Source organism: Actinomyces dentalis DSM 19115 (assembly GCF_000429225.1).
GTDB lineage: Bacteria > Actinomycetota > Actinomycetes > Actinomycetales > Actinomycetaceae > Actinomyces > Actinomyces dentalis.
Genome location: NZ_AUBL01000010.1, coordinates 76900 through 98231, shown reverse-complemented (window position 1 = coordinate 98231; position 21332 = coordinate 76900). Strand labels below are relative to the sequence as shown.

Below are 21332 nucleotides of genomic sequence, written 5' to 3'. Positions count from 1 at the left end.
CGGGTCGTGCACCGCCAGGGGCTTGCGCCAGGGCGCCAGGGCCCCCGACAGCGCGGTGTCCAGGCCCACGGCCCGGATCGTCCCGGTCAGCAGCCTCGCCCCGGCCGGCCCCACCGCCGGCACCTCCCCCGACTCCACACCCACAGCCGGGTACAACCCGGTACCATTCACCACGAGGGTGCCCCTCCCCTGGACATGCACGGACATCAGTAATCCGCATTATCCCAGGAGAAGGAGCACCCTCACCCCCACCCCCGGCACCCCACGACGAAAAACCGAGGTTAAGTGACGATCTCGCGCGTCCAAGGTGCGTTCTCGCGCGTCGGGGCGCGTCTACGGGCGGTCCGCGCCGCCCGGGCGAGACCGGAGCGTGTCCTCGCGGGCCGGTGACCTTTCCGCGGGCCCCGCCCGGCCGTCGGTGCACCCGTCATGGTCGCCGCCCCGGCCCGCGGCGCCTCTCCCAGGGCCTGCGAGGGCGCCGGTTGTCCAAATCTGTTGCAAAGGCCCGGATCGTGCCGGAGTGCCGGAAGAGAATCGTTGATATTCCGCGCTTCTTCTCGCGGTCGATCCCGCCGCGGAGCGCCTTTGCAACAGATTTGGACAGGATCTGGTTCGGGCCGGTTCCGACTCCGTCCCACGCGGCTCGTGTGCCCCATCAGTCTCAGGTCCTGCTCCTCGCGGAGCCTCCCGAAGCGGAATATGGCGTCCTGGGAGGATCGTTCCGGCGCGCACCCGACCGCAGCGCCGTCAAAGCCGCGAAATCATGCGGAAGTCAATGGGCGTATACGGGGCGGGGGAGCGAACGATCCTCCCAGGACGCCAGAATCGGGCCGGGCCGTGGGCTCCGATCGTCGGCGGCGGCGCCTGGCCCCCGCCCGGTCCGCCCCGCAGACTCTGCTCCCCGGTCGACTCCGCTCGCCGGCGGCGCCGGTCAGCCCGGTCAGCCGGCGGCGCCGGTGTAAACGTCACCGTCCCCGACGGTGACGGTCGCGTCAGCCCCGCTCGCCGGCGGCGTCGGCCAGCCCCGCCAGCGCCGTCGCCCGCGCCAACTCGCGCAGGTCGCGAGCGCGGCGCTCGGCGCCGTCGGGGCGGCGCGGCAGCCCGTGGATCGCCTCGACCCAGGCGGGGTCCAGGGCGCTCGCCCCCAGGCGGGAGCCGGCCAGCGTGCCCGCGATCGCCGCCACCGTATCCTTGTCCTCACTGGCCTCCAGCGCCCGGACGAGGATCCGGCCCATCCGGTCCGCCCGGTCCGCATGGTCCATCCGGTCCGCCCGGGTGCGGGCGGACCGCGGCTCCCCGGCGGGCGCCCCGCCGTCGGTCGGCGCCTCGCCCCTGCCCGACGGGCCCGCGGGGCGGGCCGTCCGGTCGGCGAGGACCCGGTTGACGAAGGCGAGGGCCAGCGTCGCGTGCCCCAGGGCGTGGACCGTGAAGCCGTCGCCCGACGGCGGCTCCAGACAGCGCGAGTCGGACAGGATCCCGCCGTCGAACAGGTCGCGCCAGTAGTTGCGCCGCTCGGCGGGGATGAGGTCCAGGGCGCGCATGGCCGCCGCCGCGGCGGGCAGGGGGCCGCCCCGCCAGGGAGGGGCCATCACGGCGGAGCGGATCATCTCGGCGTGGATGACGCAGCAGTCGCCGGCGAGCGGGTCGGCGTGGGTGAGCTCGGCCACCGCCCGGGCGGACGCCGCCGTCGCCCACCGGTCGTCCAGCCGCGTCAGGCCCATGATGCCGTTCCTCATGAGGGCGCCGTTGCCGCCGGTGCGCCTGGTGGCCGCGTCCAGATCGGCCGCGGCGGCGCGCATGCGGGCGGCGATGCCGGGCTCGTCGCGGCTGTCCACGACGGCGCCGAGGACCCGGCGGGTCTGGACGCCGACGTCGCTGGCGCCGTCGAGGGCCACCCAGCGGCAGAAGCCCCGGGCGATCTCGTCGAGGGCCTCCCGACTGGTCAGGTCCGCGCCCGTGGCGGCCACGCGCGCGATGTACAGGGACATCTGCGTGTCGTCGCTCCACTCGCCCGGCGCGTAGTCGCCGAAGCCCCCGCCCAGGAGCTCGGGCGTCCCGGTGAAGGGGATGTCCCCCGGCTCGTAGGGCGCTCCCATGGCGTCGCCGACCGCCTGGCCGAGCAGGACCCCCTCGACGCGGTCGAGCTGGGAGTCGGACAGGGCGGCGGCGGGGCGTGCGGGACTCGTCATGGCGCCAGGTTACGGCCGACGGCGGCGCCCCGGCTGCCGATCGTGCGCGGCCCCGCATCGGCGCCCGGAGCCGGCCGGGTCTCCCCTCGCGACGGAACCGGGACGGAGACGGGGACGGCCGCCCCCACCGCGCCGCCCCCCGGCCCCGAACCTCCGTTCCTGATGAGAAGGGCCCGCTCGGATCTCCGAACATGAGGGAAATGCGCTGGAGAGCGGGTTCGCCCCAGATTCGGGGAGCGGACCCGGAAGACGACTGCGACAATATCGGGGAGCTCTCCTCGGGCGGCAGCAGTTACTGGCGGAAGGATTCGGGATCATCAACGCACTATCCGATTCTCCGCACCTCGATCGCCGTCGCGCATGAACGTCGAGTCGACCCCGAGGAGCGGTTGTTCGTGGGCGCGGTTGCGGGCGGCGGGTGATCCGGGCGGCCTGCCGGGCCTGGTCGGGCGGATGCTGGGGGCGGTCGATGGAGAGTCGGCGCGGGAGGCCTCCGGGCGGATCGAGTCGAATGTGTGCCCGAACCGGATGCTCTACGGGGCCGCCGAGGCGGTGGTCGCGCACATCGTGTCGGCGCTGGGCTCGGGCGGGGTCACGCACGCCGGGCTTCTGGCCGCGCTGGATCTGCTGGTGGAGATCGCCTACGGGCGGCCCTCGGTGATCGAGCGGATCGAGGGCGACGAGGGCCTCGCCCGCCGGTGCAGGGGGATCATCCGGCGCTCCCTGCCGGTCATCTACGCGCTGGGTCGCGCCGACGGCGGTCAGAGGGTCCGCCTGGCGGTCGTCGACCTGGCTGGCCGCCTGGAGGCCTCGGCGACGGCGCGCCGGGGCCTTCTGGAGGATTTCGGGCCGGCGTCGGCGGACAGTCCGCTGGGTCAGGCCCTGGCGTGGCTGGAGGCGGGCGGCGAGGTGTCGGAGTGGCCCGACCCCGATGCGCCGGCCCGGCGTGCGGGGGCCCTGGACGTGCGCGAGGTCCTGGGGGCCTCGTCGGACTGGGTCCGGCGCCTGATCGGCGTGGACCTGGGCGGCGCCGGCGGGGCGCTGGGCCTGGACCTCGAGCTGACCGCCGGCGCCGCGGCCCGACTCCGGTATCCCGACGACGAGGTGCCCTGCGCGCGAGTGGTGTGCGAGGGGATCACCGACCTGGCCCTCTGCGGGCACCTGAGCCTGGCCGACGACGGCATCTGCGAACTGGGCGGCCGGGAGGGGGTGTGGATCCTCACCGCCGCCCAGGCCGGGCTGCGGCTGCGGGTCGAGTGCGCCGTCGTGCGCCTGGCCGGCGGCGGCGGGCCCGACGACGCGGCGCCCCGCCCCTCCGGGGGCGTGGAGGGCGCCGTCGTGGACTACAAAAATCGGGGCCGCCTGCACTCGGCCCGGTGGCGCGGGGCGGCGTGCCCGTACCTCGTCATCACCCCGTGGCCGGGGTTGACGCTCCTGGTGCTGCGCGCCGCGGACGGCGCGCCCGGGAGCCTGACGACGACGAGGGGGCGGAGGGCCGGCCGGGTGCGGCGGGCGGCGCTGAGTCTGAATGTCCGGGACCTGGAGATCTCCGGCGCCCCCGCCCCGCCGCTGACCGGCCTGGCCCTCCTGCTGGACCCGGCCGGGTCGGGCGGGAAGGACCAGGAGCTGCTCCTGACCGGCGCCGGGCTGACGGCCCGGATCCGCGCCCGCTTTACCAGCGCCGCATGGGACTGAGGGCCGGTCCTGCACGACGCCGGGTGAGGCGGTGGCCGCGCCGTCGTCGGAGACGAGGGCGAACCGGCCCCGCACGACGCCGGGCGAGGACTGCGGCCGAGGCGACCGCTATTCGTAGGGTGAGGCAGGCCCCGCACGGCGTCGGGCGAGAATGCGGTCCGACTGACATTGCGCGGGCGCACGCCCTGGGCGGAACTTCAAGGATCGCCTGAGCGGTGCGATCAGAAGCACCACGGGCCTCCTTCGCGCCCCTATCGTGCCGTTCGTTGTTGCTTGCCGAAGAATGCATCCCCGAGTCCGCACGCAATGGTGAACGCCCCGACGAGACCGGGCGGGGAGAATTCTAATCGTTGAATGTCACCCAGATGCAGGGCATGGGAGTAGTCCGCCCTGAACGCGCGCCCCGCGGCCTGCTAATAGGAAATGTCGTGGGGACTTCCGGGCACTACGGCTTTCCGGTATGATGGCGTGCGATGAGTGATTCGGTTATTGATCTGTCCCCGGTGGCGGGCGTCGAGGCGCTCGATGCGCTCGTGCCGAGTCGTTCGCTCCCGCTGGGGCTCCTCGAGCCGCCGGACATGTGGCTGGACTTCGCCGACGGCGCCGTCGTGCTGAGGCTGACGGCGTGGGTGGAGCCCGCGACCGCGTCCGACGATGAGGTCGAGCCGCCCAACGGCGTGTACGTCACCCTGGCCCTGGGCGGTGTCCGCTTCGAGCCCCTGTCCGAGACCCGCGGGGACATGCCGTCCCTGACGGCGGCCCCGGGCGGGGGCGTCGAGGTGCGCCTGGCCCTGGGCGAGGGCGGGACGCGCCTGGTCTGCCGGCAGTGCGCCCTCGTCTCGTGCGAGCCCGCGCTGCTGACGCACAGGTGGTGAGCATGAGGAGGCGGGAGGTGGTGCTGCCCCGGGACTGGTGGGCGACGGGCCTGGATGGGTCCCGGGGCCTGTGGGAGCTGTTCGGCCGTCGGCCCGCGAGCCTGGACGGGGCCGTGTGCACGCGCCTGGCCCTCCACTCGCCCTTGGGCGTGCGCGCGATCGTGCTCCTGGCCGACGCCCCCGACCCGCTGCCCCGGCGCTGGCGGGCCCGCGGCCACGACGCCCTGAGCCTCAAGCTGAGCATCGTCGGCTGCTCGCTCATCCGCCTGTCGGGCCCCATGCCCGCGCACGGCTGCGCCGTGGACATTCGCCCCCAGGCGGGCGGCGTGCGCATGCGCCTGCACGCCCAGGACTTCGACGCGCTCATCACCGCGCCCATAAAGGGCTGTATCGCCCACATGGAGGCCCACCGCCGCGCCGACGGACCAGAACCCTGGCCACTCCTCTACCTGTGAATACGCATGTCGTCTGCGGCATTCTTGAGAAGCACCGTCAAACCTGGAGAAGATGATCACATAGTGGGAGGTCGAACCTATTATGGTCGGGATAACTGATCCGGCGCCCGAGGGCGTCATTGATATTTCCAGAGTTGTGGGGGTTGCGGAGCTGGACCCGGTGTTTCCGGGGCGGAGGGTGGACTGGTCCCGCGTCCTGTCCGTGTCGTTGACCCTCGACTGCATGAGGGCGTCCGCCTCATTGAGGATGTCCGTACTGGTCGATCCTGGGGAGCGCCCGTCGTGGTGGAAGAACGAGATCCACGACGGGGTGAACATGTCCCTGGAGTGGCGGGGAGGAGTCCGGTTGAGCGCGGGTCCCGCCGGGGCCGGGAACGGGCTGACCATCCGCGCCCCGGGTCCGGACGAGAACGGAATCGAGGCGGTGCTCATGCGCGAGAGCAGGGTGATGCGCGTGCGCGCCGACGAGTGCTCCCTGGGGAATTTCGGGTCGATGTGGTTCTGGGGCGGTCATGCGTACTGATCCTGTTGTCCCGGACGGCTGGTGGGCCACCGGAATTGACGGTGCGAGGGGCCTGTACGAGGTGTTCGGCAGACGCCCGGCCTCACTCGAGGGGGCCGTGTGCACCCTGATGCGGTTCGACCCGTTCCCGCTCAACCTGTCGGTCGTAGTGGAGTTGGCGGACGCCCCCGACCCGCTGCCCGAGCGCTGGCGCCGCAAGGGGTACGACGCGGCGAGCATATGCCTCCAGTTCCTGGAGTGCCGGGACGTCCGCTCGAGCGGGGCCCTGCCGACCGGGGGCTGCTCGATCGACGTCGAGCCGGTCGGCGACGATACGCGCGCCCGCCTGTGCGCGGAGGACTTCGAACTGGAGCTGACCAGCAGGTTCGCCTCGGTGCGGGTGGATCCATTCCGCAGAGGAGACCCGGGCTCCGTCACAATACTGTTCTGATCCGAACAGGACTCGGACGCCTCTGGGGCGCGCCATGATGATGGTCCGCTCTTCGCGGGCTCGCGCAATTGTGACAATTATGAACGGTGGGGGTGTCGTCCCATGACTACTGGTCATCGTCATATCGCATCTAGGAAATCGAGGACGGACGCCCTTAGAGTGATATTCAACGCGCCGATCGTCGGTTGCGGCCGCCGGGACGCGAATATATAATACTTGTCGCCGACAGAGGCTGGAAGTCAGGAGAATAGGTGTGGAGGAGATACGGCTGGGTCCGATCGAGTGGGGCGTCGTGACGGCTCATAATCCCTGGGGTCTGGGTGTGCGTTTGGAGGAGTCCGGTGATGAGGGCGTCATCGTCCTGAGCTCCATTCACGACGACCCGCGACACTGCGACTCGGAGTACTGGCCCGACGTGGGGGAGCGCATCCGGGTGCGCAGGTACCTCTACAGGTCCCCCAATGACGAGGTGCGCCTGGCCAGTTGCGAGAGCGCCATGGAGGGCCTGGTGGGCGGGTACGACCCGCCGCGGAAGTACCCGCCTCCGGAGGGGTTCGGACCGGCCCAGGAGGGGACGGTCATCGCCCACTGCGACTGGGGCGTGGAGGTGCTCCTGAACTCCGGGCAGGTCGGACAATTGCGGGCCACACTTATGCAGGAGGGTTTCGATCCCGTTCCAGAGGAGCGCTGGCCCGGGATCGGCGAGCGGGTCCGCATCCGGCCCGTGGGCATCTGGCCGGACGGAAACCTGCGACTGAGCAGCAGACCCCGCTTCGTCGACGGGATGCTGGTGATCGAGGAACTGATTCCCCTCGGAGTCAGAGCCAGGAGGATGCCCCGTAGTCAAAAGGAGCGCGATGCGATCGCGCCGCTGCTGAGATGGGCCAAAATCTGCAGACGTGCGAAGAAGTTGCGTCCCAAACACTTGGAAGCTCTACTCGGAGAGCCTCAACGGACCGCCGCCGCACCGTGCCCCGGAGACTCCTTCAATGCCGGGCGAAGCGGTCTCACGGGCCCGCGCGATCGATGAGATGAGGAGATATTGAGCATGAAGAGGCAGGAGGTGGCGCTGCCCCGGGACTGGTGGGCGACGGGCCTGGAGGGGACCCGGGGTCTGTGGGAGCTGTTCGACCGCCCGCCCGCGCACGGCTGCGCCCCTCTCCTCCACCTGTGAATGCGCATGCCCCCTCGCCGCCGATGATCCATGATGGATAACGACCATCGGCTCGGGCCGCCCGCGGCGCCGCGCCGCGATCACGACGCGAAGGACCCCGTCATGCCGGCCGCACCCTCCACACCCTCCCGCTCCGACACGCCCTTCGCCCACTCCCACTCCGACACTCCCTCCGCCCCCGCCCGCCGCGCCGAGCCCGTCGTCACCCTTCACACCCAGCCGCACGGACCCACCCTGGGTACGACGAGCGCCCCCGTCATCGAGGTCGACGGGCTGCTGTTCAAGGACCTGGCCCGCACCGGCCGGCTCCTGCCCTACGAGGACTGGCGCCTGCCCGCCGCCGAGCGGGCCGCCGACCTGGCCGGGCGGCTGAGCATCGAGCAGATCGCCGGCCTCATGCTCTACTCGCCCCATCAGGCCGTCCCCAACCCCGGCGTCGGCCCCTTCCCGGGCACCTACGACGGCGGCCGGACCCGCGAGGAGGCCGGCGCCCCCGCCTGGGCGCCGACCGACCAGCAGCGCGCCATGCTCTCCGACGACCACCTCCGCCACGTCCTGGCCATCACCCTCCAGTCGGCCGACACGGCCGCCCGGTGGAACAACGCCCTCCAGGCCCTGGCCGAGTCCGAGGCGCCGGGCGTGCCCGTCAACATCTCCACAGACCCGCGCAACGGCGCCGGGCGGTCCTCCGGGGCCGAGTTCGCCACCGCCGCCGTCGACGTCTCCCGCTGGCCCGAGGGCCTGGGCATGGCCGCCCTGTTCGACCCCGAGCGGGTGCGCGAGTGCGCCGCCATCATCTCGCGCGAGTACCGGGCCCTGGGCATCGCCACCGCGCTGGGCCCCCAGATCGACCTGGCCACGGACCCGCGCTGGATGCGCCTCCAGGACACCTGGGGGCCCCACCGCGGGCTCGTGTCCGACTACGCCCGCGCCTACTGCGACGCCATGCAGACCACCGAGCCCGACGGCGCCCAGCCCGGCGCGGCCTTCGGGATCCGCGCGGGCGAGCCCTCGGCCGCGGACCCCGGCTGGGGGTCGGCCTCGGTGGTGACCATGGTCAAGCACTGGCCCGGCGGCGGCACCGGCGAGGGCGGGCGCGACGCCCACTACGGCTTCGGCAAGTTCGCCGTCTACCCGGGGCGCAACGAGGCCGAGCACCTGGCGCCCTTCACCGAGGCCGCCTTCCGCCTCGACGGCCCCACCGGCTGCGCCGGCGCCGTCATGCCCTACTACACGATCTCCTGGGGCTACCGCGCCCCGGACGGGGCCGTCCTCAACGACGGGTCCGACGGCGCCGTCCCGCGCGCCAACTCCTACAACCGGGTCATCATCGACGACATGCTGCGGCGCCGCTACGGCTTCGACGGCGTCGTGTGCACCGACTGGGGCATCACCGCCGACCCGGATCCGCAGATGAGCAATTTCGGGCAGCGCTGCTACGGGGTGGAGGACCTCGGCGTCGCCGAGCGCCACCGCCTGGCCATCGACAACGGCGTCGACCAGTTCGGCGGCAACAGCGAGGCCGCCCCCATCATCGAGGCCCACCGCCTCATCACCGAGCGCGACGGCGAGGCTGCGGCCCGGGCGCGCTTCGAGGCCTCGGCCGCCCGACTGCTGCGCGCCTTCTTCCGCGCCGGCCTGTTCGAGAACCCCTACCTCGACCCCGCCGTCTCCGCCGCCACGGTGGGCTGTGAGCCCTTCGCCGAGGCGGGGCGCGCCGCCCAGCGCGACAGCCTCGTCCTGCTCAAGAACGCGCCCGGGGCCGACGGCGCCCCCGCGCTGCCGCTGGGCGGGCGCGCCCAGCGGGTGTGGGTGCCCGTCCGGCGCATCGAGGAGCGGCTGGGCTTCATGCGCCTGACCGAGCCGGCCCACGACGTCGACCCCTTCGTACCGGCCGCCTGCCCGTACGAGCGGGCCGCCGACCCGCGCGACGCCGACGCCGCCGTCGTCTTCATCGAGTCGCCCCTGTGCGAGTCCTACTCGGCGGCCGACCGCGAGGCCGGGGGCAACGGCTACCTGCCCATCAGCCTGACCTGGGCCCCCTACACGGCCGACGCCGCCCGCGAGCGCTCCATCGCCTCCGGGGACTTCCGCGAGCGGGACCGCCCGGACCGCTCCGTGAGGGGCAAGCGGGCGCGGGTCGCCAACGCGGGCGACCTGGAGCTCGTGGCCCGGGCGCGCCGGGCCATGGGGGACCGGCCCGTCGTCGTGGTCGTCCGCATGCACAACCCGGCGGTCCTGACCGAGCTCGAGCCGCTGGCCGACGCCGTCGTCGTCGACTTCGGCGTGTCCCAGGAGGCCGTGTGGGACCTCGTGCGCGGCGCCTTCGAGCCCAGCGGGCTCCTGCCGGTGAGGCTGCCGGCCTCCATGGAGGCCGTCGAGCGCCACTGCGAGGACCTGCCCTTCGACTACGAGCCCTACACCGACTCCGCGGGGCACCGCTACGACTTCGGCTACGGCCTGAGCTGGGCCGGGGTCATCGAGGATGAGCGCACGAGGCGGTACACGGCGCCGGGCGGGGCCTGAGCCGGGCGCGGGGCGCGCACGGCGGCGGCCCCTCCCCGGCCCGGCGCTCCACCCGATACGACCCGGCGTTCTGCATGGTTCGAACCCGGCGTTCTGCATGGTTCGAACCAGGCGTTTTGTATGATAGGGCGGTGAAGTACCTTCGGAGAAGACTTGACGACTACCTCGACGAGGTCTTCCCGGCCCTGCCCGCGATCGCCATTGACGGCGCCAGGGGAGTCGGCAAGACCGAAACGGCTCGGCGCCGGGTCGCCGCGGTCTTCCGGCTCGACGAGGCCGAGAGCGCGCGGCTGCTGGCCGCCGGCGGCAGGAGCGTGCTCGAGTCCGAGCCGAGCGTTCTGCTCGACGAGTGGCAGAAGTACCCGGTCGTGTGGGACTGGACGCGCCGAATGGTCGACGACCACGCCCCCACCGCCATTTTGCTGACCGGCAGCGCAACGCCCCGCGTCGGCGCCGCCTCCCACTCCGGCGCCGGCCGGATCGTGTCCGTGCTCATGCGGCCCATGTCCCTGACCGAGCGCGGTGCGGCGCCGGGCGGACTGCGACTGATGGACCTCTTCGCGGGAGCATCCGGATACACCGCTGAGAGCCCGCTCGGCCTGACCGACTACGTCGAGGAGATCACCGCCTCCGGCCTGCCGGGGATCCGCGGTCTTCCGCCGCGCCTGCGGAGGATACAGCTGGACTCGTACATCACCAGGATCGTCGATCGCGACCTGGAGGAGCAGGGGGCGCTGCTCCGCCGGGCCCAGACGCTCCGCAACTGGATGCGGGCCTATGCCGCGGCGTCGTCGACGACGGCCTCCTACACGGCGATACTGAATGCGGCCACGGCGGGAGTGACCGATAAGCCGGCGCGATCGACCACCGAGAACTACCGGGACCTCCTGTCGCAGATCCGGGTCCTCGACCCGGTCCCGGCGTGGACTGCGGCGCTCACGCCCATGCCCCGCCTCAAGGTCGCTCCCAAGCACCAGCTCGTCGACCCGGCGATCGCGGCGCGCCTGCTCGGGCTCGATGCGCACGGCCTGCTCGGGGGGATCCCCGGCGCCGGGGAGTCGCTCGGCCAATTGTTCGAGTCCTTGGCGACGCTGTGCGTCAGGGCGGATGCGATATCCGTCGACGCGGCGGTCGGCCACCTGCGCACCCGCAACGGCGACCACGAGGTCGACCTGGTGGTCGAGGACCCCGAGGCGCGGGTGGTCGGCATCGAGGTCAAACTGGCGCGCGAGGTCGAGGACCGGGACGTCCAGCACCTGTGCTGGCTCCGCGACCGGATCGGCGAGCGCTTCGCCGCCGGCGTCGTCCTCACCACCGGTCCGTACGCCTACCAGCGCCCCGACGGCATCTGGGTGGTCCCCCTGGCGCTCTTCGGCTGAGGGCCGCGGCGCCGGGCGGGGCCCGGGTCGGGCCGCCCGCCGCCCGACGGTAGGGTGGGGGCATGCTCACCCGCATCGACCTGCGCGACACCGACCCGGACGCCCGCGACCTCGCCGCGATCCTGCCCCGCGCCGACCTCGACGTGGCCGCCGCCCTGGAGTCGGTCGCCCCCCTCATCGAGGACGTGCGCGCCCGCGGGGCCGCCGCCCTGCGCGACGCCGCCGAGCGCTTCGACCACGTGCGCCCCGAGCACCTGCGGGTGCCCGCGAGCGCGATCGAGCGCGCGCTGGCGGACCTCGACGCGTCCGTGCGCGAGGGCCTGGAGCTGTCCATCGCCCACAACCGCGCCGGTCACGCCGCCCAGCTGCCCGTCGAGCGCGTCACCGAGGTCGTCCCGGGCGGGCGGGTCGTCCAGCGCTGGATCCCGGTGCGCCGCGTGGGCCTGTACGCGCCGGGGGGCCTGGCCGTCTACCCCAGCTCGGTGGTCATGAACGTCGTCCCCGCCCAGGTCGCCGGCGTGGAGCGGATCGCGCTGGCCTCCCCGCCGCAGGCGGCCTTCGGCGGCCTGCCCCACCCCACCATCCTGGCGGCCTGCGGCCTGCTGGGGGTGGAGGAGGTCTACGCCGTCGGCGGGGCCCAGGCCATCGCCATGTTCGCCTACGGGGCGGCCGACGACGACGCCCCGACCGCTGGCCGCCTGGCCGACGCCGCCGGCCCGACCCGCCCGGCCGGCCCGGCTCCCGCTGGCGCCGGCGGGGACGTCCTGTGCGAGCGGGTCGACGTCGTCGCCGGGCCCGGCAACGTCTACGTGGCCGCCGCCAAGCGGGCGGTGCGGGGCGCGGTCGGCATCGACGCCGAGGCCGGCCCCACCGAGATCGCCGTCCTGGCCGACGCTGGGGCCGATCCCGAGCTGGTGGCCGCCGACCTGCTGTCCCAGGCCGAGCACGACCCCAACGCCGGGAGCGTGCTCATCACCGACTCCCCGGCCCTGGCCGACGCCGTCGACGCCGCCCTGGAGCGTCGGGCCGGGGCCACCCGGCACGCCGGGCGGGTCCGCGCGGCCCTGACCGGCCCGCAGTCGGGCGCCGTCCTGGTGCGCGACGCGGACCAGGGCCTGGCCGTCGCCGACGCCTACGCCGCCGAGCACCTGGAGATCCACACCAGCAACGCCCCCGCCCTGGCCCGGCGCGTGCGCAACGCCGGGGCCGTCTTCGTGGGCCCCTGCTCGCCGGTGCCGCTGGGCGACTACCTGGCCGGCTCCAACCACGTCCTGCCCACCGGGGGCACCGCGCGCTTCGCCTCGGGCCTGAGCGTCATGGCCTACCTCAAGGCCGTCCAGCTCATCGAGTACGACGCCGCCGCCCTGGAGGCCCTGGCCGGTCCGCTGACCGCCCTGGCCGAGGCCGAGGACCTGCCCGCCCACGGCGAGGCCGTCCGGGCCCGGCTCGGCTGAGGGGCGCGCGTGCGCCTCGGCCCCGGTCGGGCGTCGGTGGCCCGCAGGGACGCGCTGCGGCTGGGCGGGCTCGCGCTGGGCGGACTCGCCCTGGCCGGCTGCTCCGACGGGCCGGATCCCTCCCCCCGGGAGGGGGATCTGGTCCTCCTCGACGTCGCCGACGACGACGGCGCCCCGCTCGACCTGGACGGGCTGCGGCAGATCCAGTCCAACGGGGCCGGGGAGGACGGGTGGGACGACCAGCTGCTCGACGCCGACACCCTGCGGGTGGTGACCCACGCCCCCCTGGAGGAGTCGGAGGAGGCCACCTGCCAACTGCGGGTGCCCGCCGGGCGCGCCTGCGCCCTGACCCTGTCGTGGCCCACCTCCCACGGCTACTCCGCACTGGTCGCCGACATCCCCGGGCCGGGCCGTCACGCCCTGGCCGAGCTGGCCGCCCGCTCCCTCCACGAGCGCCAGGACCGGCGCCTGGGCCCGCTGGAGGCGGCCGACCCGGACGCCGCCGCGGCGGTGCGCGACCTGCGCCAGAAGACCGGGGCGGCGCTGGAGGCCTGCACGGCCGAGGCGGCCGGACCGGCCCGGGCGCGCGCCGGGGCGCTCGCCCTGGAGGCCGCCGCCTCCGCCCAGCTCGCCCTGGACGGGGCGTGCGCCGCGCTGGCGCCCTCCGACGCCCTCATCGGCGTGACCCTTACCCGGCCCCCCGATGAGGCCGAGGTGGAGCGGATCGCCGCCCTGGCGGGGCCGGGCGGGGCGGGGGCGCGCCTGGTCGTTGAGGACCCGCTGGACGACGGGCTCATGCGGCAGTGGCGGGGGGCCCTGGACCGCCTGCGGGGGGCCGGCGTGCTCGCCGTCGTCCAGGTCTGCGACTCCCAGGCGCTGGACGAGGGCTCCGACGACGACTTCGACGCGCGCCTGGCCGCCCTGATCGCCGGGCTCGGCGGGGCCGGGGCCTGGGAGACGGGCAATGAGCTCGGCGGGTCGTGGACCGGGGACCGGGCCGTGGAGCGGACCGTGCGGGCCGCCCGCGCCCTGCGCGACGACCCCGCCACCGCCGGCGCCCCGCGGCTGCTCACGCTGTACTACCAGCTGGGCCAGGACGACGCCGAGCACTCCCTGCTGACCTGGGTGGGGGACAATCTGAGCGAGGAGCTGGTGGGGCTGACCGACGTCGTCGGACTGTCCGTCTACCCGCAGTGGCATCCGCTGGGGACCGCCGCCGACCGGGTGCTCGAGGCCCTCGGCGCCGCCCTGCCCGGACGGCGCCTGGCGGTCAGCGAGCTCGGCTACGGGGCGGAGGACCTGGACGACGGGCCCTGGTGGTTCGGTTCGGCCCAGGACGCGGCGGCGGCGCGCACCGCCGTCGCCGAGCACGTCACCGCCGCGGCGCTGGGGCGCGAGGGGGCCTGGGGCGCCCCCTTCTGGTGGTACTACCTCCAGGACGAGGCGCCGGGGGCCCGGGGCGGCCCCGTCTCCGGCACCCTGGCCGAGGTGGCCGCCCGCGCGCGGGGGAGCGGGTGAGGCGGCGAAAGATCTTGTGGGAGGGGGAGTCGTCATGAGGACCGAGGCGCCCGTCGTCGTCGAGGGGCCGCCCGACGGGGACGTCGATGCGATCGTCGCGGCGGTGCACGAGGCCCTCGGCGCCGGGGGGATGATCCGGGTGCCCAATCCCCATGCGCCCGCTGTCCTCAGCAGGTTCGACGAGGAGATCAACCGGCGGGCGCGGGCCGAGTGCACCACCGCCGACGTCATTATCGAGCGGGCGCTCATCCACTACCTGCGCTCGGCGTGACGGGCCGGCGCCGCGCAGAGCCGGCCCCGGCCCGCCTCAGATCCAGTCGTTGCGGCGCATGATGATGTAGACGATGACGGTCGGCACGGCCACCATGACCGCGGCGGAGATCAGCCCCGAGGGCTGGCCTGCGCCCGGGTAGGGCACGTTGATGCCGAACCATCCCGTCACCAGCGTGGGCACCGAGATGACCGCCGCCCACCCGGCGAGCTTCTTCATGACGTTGTTGAGGCGCTGGTCCTGGAGGGACAGGTGGGTCTCGAAGACCGTGCCGATCATGTCCCGCAGGGACTCGGTCCACTCCGCGGCCCGCAGCACGTGGTCGGTCAGGTCGGCGTAGAAGGCGTCGAGCTCGCGGATCGAGTCCTCGCGGTGGCGCCACACCACGGAGACGACCTCCCGCATGGGCAGCACGATGCGCCGCAGCGTCACCAGCTTGGTGCGCACGTCGTAGGCGCGGCGCTGGAACTCCTGGGAGTGGGAGGCGGGGGAGGAGAACAGGTCGTCCTCCAGCTCCTCGATGGCGTCGTCGAGCTCCTGGACGGTCTCGAAGTAGCCGTCGACGACGACGTCGAGCAGGCCGTGGACGAGGGCCGGGGCGCCCAGGCGCAGGAGCCGGCGGTCGTTGTGCCACCGGCGCACGACGGGCTCCATGTCGAGGGCGCCGGTGCGCCTGACCGTGATGAGGCCGCCGGGGAAGGCGAAGCCCGCCACACGGCTGAGCTGGTCGTCCTCGTCGTCCGCGGTGGAGGCGAAGCCGGGCAGCGTGGCGTAGGTGACGAAGTACTGGTAGCCGTCCTCCTGGGAGGCCTTGGGCCTCTCGTAGGGGGCGACGGCGTCCTCCAGGGCGTTGCGGCCCACCCCCAGCTCCTCGGCCAGCAGGATCAGGTCCTGGCGGGTCGGTTTGACGATGTCCGCCCACAGGAGCAGGTCGGGGTCGGCCAGGGCGTCCTTGATGCCGTGGATGTCGGCGGGGGCGTCGGCGGGGACGCCGTCGCGCCAGGCGAGGGTGCGGAAGGAGACGGCCATGACCAGCATCCTCCCACGCGGGATCGGCCCGGCGGCGGGACCTTGGAGAACCGGGCCGCCCCGGGACGCCGTACGCGGGAGCGGGCCGGCGACCCGCCTACCGCAGCGCCACGTCCGCCTCCGGGGGACGCCGTACGCGGGGGCGGGCCGGCGGGCGGGCCGCAGGGCCCGGTCGGGGCGGTCCGGGCGCGCGCCGGGCCTCAGCGCTGGGCCAGGACGAAGGGGCGCACGTCCGCGGCCCCCGCCCGCAGCAGGAGCCTGCCGGCCACCGCCAGGGTCCAGCCCGAGTCCGTCCAGTCGTCGACGAGCACCACCCGCGCGCCCCGCAGGCGCGCCAGGGCGTCCGGCGACCAGGACTCCAGCGTCAGGGACCGGGCGACCTCCGCCAGGCGGAAGGCGGAGCCCACGTCGTGGCGCCCCGGCTCGCCCCGCGCCCCCACGATCCCCAGCGGCGCGGCCGACAGGGTGCGGGCGACGGCGCGGCCCAGCTGGCGCACCAGCCGCGGACGCCGGCGCGATTCGATAATGACGACGGCGAGCCCGCCCGCCCCGGCGCCCGTCCCGCCGTCGGCTCCGGACCCGGCTCCGGCGGGCGCCCCGGGCCCGGGGCCGCCGCCCGGTTCGGCGGGCGCCCCGCCCCCGGCGCCGCCCGGCTCCGACCCGCCCGCGATATCGGCCCCGAGCCGGCCGGCGACCTCCACCACCGCGTCCCGCAGGGCGAGGGGCACCTCGCCGTCGCCCTGCGCGCCGACCAGCTCGCGCAGCGGCCCGGACACGCCCAGGCCGTCCAATCGCCCCACCGCCATGCCGGGCCCGGGCCGCTCGGCCTGGGCGATCCGCCCCCGAAGGTCCCCCAGACCCAACCGCCCCATGCCGGCGGGCCACTGCCTGCGCGGCTCGACGACGACGCCGACGCGGTCCAGGGACCTCCGGGCGGCCGCCACCTCCTCCCGGCTCGCCGTCGGGCTCAGGTCCAGGCCCCCGCACAGGTCGCAGGACCCGCAGCGCCACGCGGGCTCCAGGTCCGGGTCGTCCAGGACCCCGCGCAGGAAGGCCATGCGGCACTGCGGCGCCGAAAGGTGCTCGTAGGCGAGCATGAGGCCCTGCTCGTCGGCCCGGGCCGCCTCCACGCGCGCGTATCGCTCGGCGTCGTAGACCCAGGGCCGGCCGGTGGTCCGCCAGCCCCCGCGCACGCGGCGCACCGCGCCGTCGACGTCGAGGACCTTGAGCATCGACTCCAGGCGCCCGCGCCGCAGGTGCGTGGCCGTCTCCAGCACCGAGGTGCTCAAGACCCCCTCGCCGTCCGCCCGCGCCGCCGCCAGCGCGTCCAGGACCGCGCGGACCTCGTCCTCGGGCGGGAAGCCCTGGGAGCCGAACCAGTCCCAGATGGCCCGGTCCTCCGCCCCGGGCAGCAGCACCACCTCGGCCCGCTCCACGCCGCGGCCGGCCCGCCCCACCTGCTGGTAGTAGGCCACCGGCGAGTTCGGCGCGCCGACGTGGACGACGAAGGCCAGGTCGGGCTTGTCGAAGCCCATGCCCAGCGCACTGGTCGCCACCAGCGCCTTGACCCGGTTGGCCTTGAGGTCCTCCTCCAGCCCCTCGCGCTCGGCCGCCTCCGTCCGGCTCGTGTAGGCGGCCACGTCGAGCCCGGCCTCGCGCAGGCGCTGGGCGACCTCGAGTGCGGCGCGCACGGTGAGGCAGTAGACGATGCCCGAGCCCGCCGTGGCGCGCAGGTAGTCGGTCAGCCAGGCCAGGCGGGTCGCCGCGTCGGGCAGGAGGAGGGCGCCCAGGTGGAGCGAGTCGCGCTCCAGGGTGCCGCGCAGGACGAGGACCTCGGGGGCCCGCTCGCCCGGGGCGCCCCCGGCCAGCTGCTCGGCCACGTCGTCGGTCACCCGCTGGTTCGCCGTGGCGGTGGTGGCCAGGACGGGCGTGCGCGGGGGCAGCTCGGCGAGCAGGGTGCGGATGCGCCGGTAGTCGGGGCGGAAGTCGTGCCCCCAGTCGGAGATGCAGTGCGCCTCGTCGACGACGACGAGCCCGGCGCCGGCCGCCAGGTGGGGCAGGACCTCGTCGCGGAAGACCGGGTTGTTGAGGCGCTCGGGGGACACCAGCAGGACGTCGACGTCCCCGGCGCGCACCTGCGCCTCGATCTCGTCCCACTGGGCGGCGTTGGCCGAGTTGATGGTGACGGCGTTGATGCCGGCGCGCCGGGCGGCGGCGACCTGGTCGCGCATGAGGGCCAGCAGCGGGGAGATGATGACGCTCGCCCCGGCGCCGGCGCGCGAGCCGGGGGAGGGGGTCGGGGCGCCGTCGACCCGCGGGCCCCAGCCCTCGCGCAGCAGGACGGTGGCCACGAGGTAGACGGCGGACTTGCCCCAGCCGGTGCGCTGAACCACCAGCGCCCGGCGCCGGCCGACGACCAGGGCCTCGATGGCGCGCCACTGGTCCTCGCGCAGCGCCGCGTCCTCGCGCCCCACCAGCGCGCGCAGGACGGACTCGGCGCGCTCGCGGATGGGGGAGGCGGGGCCGGTCGGGGCGGCGTCGGGATGGGCGTGAGACCCGGGCGGGCAGGCGGGGGCAGGGGGCTGCGGGCTCATGCCGTCACGCTAGCCCCGCCGCCCCCTTCGCCGAAACCGGTGGAAAAGACGCGCGAGACCGGCGGAAGCGACATGCGATTCGATGCATCCGGTTGCCCGCCGCCGCGCCCCCTCGCTCTCTGCTGCGCCCGCTTCACCTCCTGCTGCGCCCGCTTCACCCTCGGCTGCGCTCCTTTCCGTCTGCTGCGCCCCTTCGCCCTCCACTACGCTCTCTTTCCTCGTACAGTGAAGGGTGGAGGGGCGTAGTAGACGGAAAGAGGCGCAGCAGACGCGGGTCCGCGCTCCTGTGGTCGGCGGAGCGGTCGGCGGGGACGATCGGCGGTGCTGCCCGGAGCGCTGATGAAGCCGGTTCAAGCGGGTGCGCGGGTTGGTTGGCGGCTCATCGGGCGTGTCCGGTGGAGTCCTTGGCCGGGTGGTCGTCGGGGTCGGTCCTCGCGGGCGCGCCGGAGCTCCGCCACCGACCCCGGGCGCGTCGGGGCGCTCGGCGACCCCCATCGGATTCCGATTCTGGCGCTCTGGGAGGATCGTTCCGCCCCGCACCTCACCACATCGGCGTCGCAACCGCGGAATCATGCGGAAATCGCCGAGCGCATCCGGGGTGCTGGCCCGAACGATCCTCCCAGAGCGCCATTTCCCGCCTCAAACAGGCTCCGCGGGAGCCTTCTCCGCCTCATGGGGCCGCGCGACCCCTGTGGAGGCTCCGGCCGCGGCGATGCTGCGCGCCCGCACCCGGAGCGCCCGACCGGCGGCCCCCGCCGCCGCGGTCCGGGGCGTCGACGGGGCGGGAAGACAGGGCGGGAAAAGGTGGCCGGCGCATAACTTTCGGGTGCGTCGGCGGCGCTGCGCATCCGGGGAACGGCGTCATTGCGCCACTTCGTGACGGGAGGGGTGCGGGGCGGAGGGTGAAAGATATGCGCCGGCCACCTTTTTGAGCTGCCGGACCGCTCCGCCTGCGCCCCGCCCGCGCCCGCGGCGGGGTGAATGGGGCGGGCGGGGGTGGTTGCGGCAACGGTTCAGCGGCGGACGACGAACAAAATGTGATGCAAGGCATACAGGTTCCTGTTAAAGTGGCTTGACCCTTGCGAAGGGTGCCTGTAGATTCTCTTCCGTCAAAGATCAACAGGTACCGGTCAGAAAGGTGCCCTTCACGAACCAGGAGATCACCATGGACACGATCCGCACAGAACTTCACGAACGCCTCCACCGCCTCCACCGGCTCATGCGACGCCATCACATGGACCGCCGCCGCGGCGGCGGTCCGCTGGCGGACACCACCCGGGGGCGCGGCCGCGTGCTCGCCGCCCTCCAGATGCACAGCCCCATCCCCACCCGCGAACTCGCCTATCTGCTCGACATCCGTCAGCAGTCTCTCAACGAGCTGCTCCAGAAGCTTCAGGCCGACGGGCTCGTCGAGCGCAGGCCCTCGCCGACCGATCGGCGCGTCATGCTCGTCCACCTCACCGAGGCCGGGCGCGGCGCCAAGCTCGGCGACGAGGCCGCCGACTACCTGAACTCCCTGACCGATGAGGATGTCGCCTCCCTCACGGCCCTCCTCGACAAGGTCATCGCCGCTCTCGAGGAGCAGGTCGGCGCCGACGACGACGGGGACCCCGACGAGTGGATGGCCGAGGCCCGCCGCCGCATGGGCGACGAGCCCTTCGAGGCCATGATGCGCATGCGCGAGCACGGCTTCGGGCCCGGGCCCTTCGGGAGGCCGGGACCGGGACCCTTCGGCGGGCGCGGGCGAGGGCGCGGCTTCGGACAGCATCCCTTCGGCGGGCCCGGGCCCTTCGGAAGACCCGAACCGTTCGACGGCGGACCGGAGCCCTGCGACGAGCCGGGACCTTTCGACGGCGGGCCCGGGCCCTTCGGGAGACCCGAGCCGTTCGACGGCGGACCGGGACCCTGCGGCGGGCCCGGGCCCTTCGACGGGCCGGAGTGCGGCCCGGGGCCGCGGGGGCGCGCCGAGCGCCGGGAGTTCCACCGCCAGATGCGCCGCGCCCGCGCCCGGGCCCGCCGCGCCGGGTTCAGGGCGCGCCGCGCCTGGGTCCGGGCGCGCAGGCGCAAGGACCGGGAGTGACGAGGGCGGCTGGCCCCGCCGACCGCTGACCGTCCACAGGTCCGGATGGCACTGGCGGACAGGCGGCCTCTCCGGCCGTCGACCGCCGCTGCCCGCGGGCCCGGGTGGCGCGGGTGGCGCCCGCCCGCTGACCCGGCCGTGTCGCAGTGCGAGAAGAACGGTGGGCTCCGGCCGCGATCTGAGGTAGAACCCAGTCACCGGGCCCGCCGACCCCTGCGCGGCCGGACGCCGAGACTGGGAGGAACGTTGACATGATGGGGCACTCGCACGTCGTCTCCGGGGTAGCAGCCGGAATGGCCCTCTTCGGCACCGCGGCGCTGAGCATCCCCCCGCTCAGCGCCGGGGGGACCGTGACCACCGTCCCGCTGGGCGCCGGGCTCGGGGACCTGCCCCTGACCCACGTCGTCGCGGCGTCGCTCATCATGGGCGTCACGGCCCTCCTGCCGGACATCGACTCGCCCTCCTCCTCGGCCGCCACCGCGCTGCCCGGCGTCACCAGGCCCGTCAGCCGCATCATCGCCAAGGGAGGGCACCGGACCTGGACCCACAGCCTCGTGGGCTTCGCCATCGCGGCCTTCCTCACCTACGACCTCACCTTCTGGACCGTCACGGTCAACGGCGTCGACGTGCGCCCCGGCAACGGCGTCGTCCTGGGCCTGCTCCTGGCCATCGCCGCCCGCGGGCTCGGCGTGCCCCGCAATCGGGAGGGGACGCTGTGGGCCCTGTTCCTCATCGGCTTCGTCGTGGGGACGTGGGCGCTGGGGGAGAGCGCCCTGTGGTTCATGCCCGCGCTCGTCGCCGCCGGCATGTGGGTGCACCGCATCGGCGACGACATGACCACCCAGTCGGTGCACGGCCTCCTCTACCCGCTGTTCAAGACCCACCTGGCCGACCTGCCGGCCCTGCTGGGCGACGCCGGCAGCGGCCGGGAGCGCGTCCTGAGAGGCGTGATGTACGTCTACTGCCTGTACTGCTTCATCTACATGGTCGTCACCGGGCGCTGAGCACCGGGGCGGACGGCGGCCGACGCCGGAGCCCCGGCCCGCCCGTATCCGCCGGGCGGAGCACCGGGGCGGGCGGTAGCGCCCGGGGCCCGGTGGGGGCCGACGACGCCGGAGCCCCGGCCCGCCGGGATCGGCC

Annotated in this window: 17 protein-coding genes and 1 pseudogene; 14 read left to right on the top strand and 4 right to left on the bottom strand. The window is 74.2% G+C overall.

Going from position 1 to position 21332, the window contains the following annotated elements:
• A pseudogene (locus G446_RS15700) lies at window positions 1–207 on the bottom strand (hypothetical protein); the annotation flags it as partial.
• A 785-nt stretch (window positions 208–992) separates the two neighbouring features.
• Window positions 993–2189: an ADP-ribosylglycohydrolase family protein gene (locus tag G446_RS0103590; RefSeq protein WP_026409119.1), complete on the bottom strand. Its 1197-nt coding sequence runs from the start codon at window positions 2187–2189 to the stop codon at window positions 993–995.
• Window positions 2190–2549: 360 nt separating this feature from the next.
• Between G446_RS0103590 and G446_RS0103585 the strand changes: the two genes are divergently transcribed.
• The 12 genes from G446_RS0103585 (at window position 2550) to G446_RS0103530 (ending at window position 14489) form a co-directional block, all read left to right on the top strand.
• Window positions 2550–3884: a hypothetical protein gene (locus G446_RS0103585; protein WP_156916500.1), complete on the top strand. Its 1335-nt coding sequence runs from the start codon at window positions 2550–2552 to the stop codon at window positions 3882–3884.
• A gap of 473 nt (window positions 3885–4357) precedes the next feature.
• Window positions 4358–4759 carry a hypothetical protein gene (locus G446_RS0103580; protein ID WP_026409117.1) on the top strand — a complete coding sequence of 134 codons (402 nt, stop codon included), beginning with the start codon at window positions 4358–4360 and terminating at the stop codon, window positions 4757–4759.
• A 2-nt stretch (window positions 4760–4761) separates the two neighbouring features.
• Window positions 4762–5214: a hypothetical protein gene (locus tag G446_RS0103575; RefSeq protein ID WP_156916499.1), complete on the top strand. Its 453-nt coding sequence runs from the start codon at window positions 4762–4764 to the stop codon at window positions 5212–5214.
• Between the two features lie 223 nt (window positions 5215–5437).
• Window positions 5438–5737: a hypothetical protein gene (locus tag G446_RS0103570; protein WP_156916498.1), complete on the top strand. Its 300-nt coding sequence runs from the start codon at window positions 5438–5440 to the stop codon at window positions 5735–5737.
• The gene (locus G446_RS0103565; protein ID WP_169721266.1) at window positions 5727–6167 is read left to right on the top strand and encodes a hypothetical protein; all 441 of its coding nucleotides are present in this window, start codon (window positions 5727–5729) and stop codon (window positions 6165–6167) included. The genes G446_RS0103570 and G446_RS0103565 overlap by 11 nt, the downstream gene beginning before the upstream one ends.
• Window positions 6168–6420: 253 nt before the next feature.
• Entirely contained in the window at window positions 6421–7197 is a 777-nt protein-coding gene (locus G446_RS0103560; protein WP_026409113.1) for a hypothetical protein, read from the top strand.
• Window positions 7198–7215: 18 nt separating this feature from the next.
• Complete coding sequence (locus tag G446_RS21300; RefSeq protein WP_281170205.1) at window positions 7216–7341, top strand: hypothetical protein; 126 nt, start codon at window positions 7216–7218, stop codon at window positions 7339–7341.
• A 102-nt stretch (window positions 7342–7443) separates the two neighbouring features.
• On the top strand, window positions 7444–9867 hold the full coding sequence (locus G446_RS15695) for a glycoside hydrolase family 3 N-terminal domain-containing protein (RefSeq protein WP_084778946.1): 2424 nt from the start codon (window positions 7444–7446) through the stop codon (window positions 9865–9867).
• A gap of 131 nt (window positions 9868–9998) precedes the next feature.
• Window positions 9999–11246, top strand: a complete 1248-nt coding sequence (locus tag G446_RS0103545; protein ID WP_026409112.1) for an ATP-binding protein — start codon at window positions 9999–10001, stop codon at window positions 11244–11246.
• Window positions 11247–11308: 62 nt separating this feature from the next.
• Complete coding sequence (gene hisD, locus G446_RS0103540; RefSeq protein WP_026409111.1) at window positions 11309–12700, top strand: histidinol dehydrogenase; 1392 nt, start codon at window positions 11309–11311, stop codon at window positions 12698–12700.
• A 9-nt stretch (window positions 12701–12709) separates the two neighbouring features.
• Window positions 12710–14218 (top strand): hypothetical protein, encoded by a 1509-nt coding sequence (locus G446_RS0103535; RefSeq protein WP_026409110.1) that lies wholly within the window; start codon window positions 12710–12712, stop codon window positions 14216–14218.
• Between the two features lie 34 nt (window positions 14219–14252).
• Entirely contained in the window at window positions 14253–14489 is a 237-nt protein-coding gene (locus G446_RS0103530; protein ID WP_026409109.1) for a hypothetical protein, read from the top strand.
• 36 nt (window positions 14490–14525) lie between these two features.
• Here the strand turns inward: G446_RS0103530 and G446_RS0103525 are convergent, their stop codons facing one another.
• A complete protein-coding gene (locus G446_RS0103525) occupies window positions 14526–15518 on the bottom strand; it encodes a magnesium transporter CorA family protein (protein ID WP_026409108.1) in 993 nt (330 codons plus the stop codon).
• A 200-nt stretch (window positions 15519–15718) separates the two neighbouring features.
• Entirely contained in the window at window positions 15719–18112 is a 2394-nt protein-coding gene (locus G446_RS0103520) for a DEAD/DEAH box helicase (RefSeq protein ID WP_084778944.1), read from the bottom strand.
• Window positions 18113–19250: 1138 nt separating this feature from the next.
• Here G446_RS0103520 and G446_RS15690 point away from each other — a divergent pair.
• The gene (locus G446_RS15690; protein WP_245574570.1) at window positions 19251–20192 is read left to right on the top strand and encodes a MarR family winged helix-turn-helix transcriptional regulator; all 942 of its coding nucleotides are present in this window, start codon (window positions 19251–19253) and stop codon (window positions 20190–20192) included.
• Window positions 20193–20443: 251 nt separating this feature from the next.
• Window positions 20444–21196 (top strand): metal-dependent hydrolase, encoded by a 753-nt coding sequence (locus G446_RS0103510; protein ID WP_084778943.1) that lies wholly within the window; start codon window positions 20444–20446, stop codon window positions 21194–21196.
• Window positions 21197–21332 lie beyond the last annotated feature (136 nt).